This is a genomic window from Arthrobacter sp. Y3223166, from assembly GCF_059090935.1.
The window spans coordinates 1-2,059 of the sequence record NZ_JBNHGE010000085.1; the positions used below are offsets into that span (position 1 = coordinate 1).

Annotated in this window: 2 protein-coding genes and 1 pseudogene; all 3 read left to right on the forward strand. The window is 72.8% G+C overall.

Going from position 1 to position 2,059, the window contains the following annotated elements; translation table 11 throughout:
- On the forward strand, positions 1 to 723 hold a 723-nt coding region (locus AC5RUH_RS16620), incomplete at its 5' end, for a DUF4350 domain-containing protein (RefSeq protein ID WP_494129148.1).
- Entirely contained in the window at positions 720 to 1,745 is a 1,026-nt protein-coding gene (locus AC5RUH_RS16625) for an AAA family ATPase (protein WP_494129149.1), read from the forward strand. The genes AC5RUH_RS16620 and AC5RUH_RS16625, both read left to right, overlap by 4 nt.
- Before the next feature lie 8 nt (positions 1,746 to 1,753).
- Positions 1,754 to 2,059: pseudogene (locus AC5RUH_RS16630) on the forward strand (DUF58 domain-containing protein); the annotation flags it as partial.

Here is a 2,059-nt window from a genome sequence, read left to right on the forward strand (position 1 = left end):
GCAGCCGCCTGCGGCCTGCCCGGCCCCGCCGCGGCCGGCGAAATCACCCGCGGCGGCTTGGCCTACCGCGGCGGCGGCGAGCTGTGCTTCGCCTTCGAGACACCGGCCGAGGACGCGGCGCCCTTCGTCGTGTCCGAAGACGGAGCCACCATCGTGCTCGGCGCCGGCCATGTGCTCAGCAACGAAGGCGTCGTCCGCGCCGGCAACGCCGCGCTGGCCCTGCGCACGCTGGGAGCCACCGAGCGGTTGGTGTGGTACCGGGCGGGACTGGGGGACCTTCCGGTGTCCGGCGAAGCGGTCAACCCCATGAGCCTGCTGCCCGCCTGGGTGCTTCCGGTGTCCCTGTGGCTCATGGCCGTCGGCGTCGCCGCGATGTTCTGGCGCGGACGCCGGCTCGGGCCCCTGGTGTCCGAGCCGTTGCCGGTGGTGGTCCGCTCGGCCGAGACGATCGAGGGCCGTGCCCGGCTGTACCGGAGCGCCAAGGCCGTGAACCACGCCGCCGACAACCTGCGCGCCGCCACCCTGACCCGGCTCGCCGCCCACCTGCGGCTGCCCGCAGGCGCCGCGAGCGCCGACGTCGTCGATGCGGTAGCCCGGGACAGCAGCCGCCCGCGTGCCGAACTGGAGCGCCTCCTGCGCCACGAGGCACCCGGCACCGAAGCCCGGCTGGCGGCCTGGGCGCAAGAACTGCAGCAGCTAGAGAAAGAGGTAACGCACCGATGAGCGATCAGCCAGGACAGCGGCACGCATCCCAGTACGGCGGAGGGCCGGCCGTCGCCACGCCGCCCGCCGACGACGACCGCCTGCGCCAGACCCTGCATGACGTCCGCACCGAAGTGGCGAAGGCAGTGGTGGGCCAGGATGCCACCGTCACCGGGCTGCTGATCGCCCTGCTGTCGCACGGGCATGTGCTGCTGGAGGGAGTGCCCGGCGTCGCCAAGACGCTGCTGGTCCGCTCGCTCTCCGCAGCCTTGAGCCTGGACACCAAGCGGATCCAGTTCACGCCCGACCTGATGCCGGGCGATGTCACGGGCTCCATGATTTACGACACCCACACGGCCGAATTCCGCTTCCGGGAGGGCCCGGTCTTCACGAACATCCTCCTGGCCGACGAAATCAACCGGACGCCGCCGAAGACGCAGGCCTCGCTGCTGGAAGCGATGGAAGAACGCCAGGTGTCGGTGGACGGCACCTCACGGAAGCTGCCCGAACCGTTCATCGTGGCGGCCACGCAGAACCCGGTGGAATACGAGGGCACCTACCCGCTGCCGGAAGCGCAGTTGGACCGCTTCCTGCTGAAGCTCACCATGCACCTGCCCGACCGGGACGCGGAAATCGAAATCATCCGCCGCCACAGCCAGGGCTTCGACCCGCGCGACCTGCAGGCCGCCGGGGTGCGGGCCGCCGCCTCCGCCGAGGACCTGGTGCGGGCCCGGGCCGCCGTGGCCCGCGTGGCGATCGCGCCGGAGGTGGTCGGCTACATTGTGGACCTGGTCCGGGCCACGCGGTCCGCGCCGTCGTTCCAGCTGGGCGTTTCGCCGCGCGGCGCCACCGCCCTGCTCAACACCTCCCGGGCCTGGGCGTGGCTTAACGGCCGCGGTTTTGTCACGCCGGACGACGTCAAGGCGATGGCCCTGCCGGCGCTGCGGCACCGGGTGGGACTGCGGCCGGAGGCGCAAATGGACGGCGTGCAGGCCGACGACGTGCTGCAGAGCATCCTGGCCACCGTGCCGGTCCCCCGCTGAGTGACGCCGTGGCGATCACCGGACGTTTCGTCCTGCTGGCCCTGGCGGGCGTCATCCCGCTGATGCTCTTCCCGCGCCCCGTCACGGCCCTGGTGTGCTGCCTGCTGCTGGCCGCGGCGGTCGGCGTGGACCTGTCGCTGGCGCTGTCGCCGCGCCGCGTCGGGCTGCAGCGGAGGCTGCCGTCGAATGTCCGGCTGGGGGAATCCGTGACGGCCCGGCTGCTGCTGGCCAACCATGGCCGCCGCCGGTTGCGGGCCGTGGTGCGCGACGGCTGGCAGCCCTCGGCCGGCGCCGCCAACCCGGAGCAGCGCGCG

Coding starts and splice junctions, on each gene's coding strand:
- AC5RUH_RS16625 (WP_494129149.1), top strand. CDS start 720: ATGAGCGATCAGCCAGGACAGCGGCACGCATCCCAGTACGGCGGAGGG.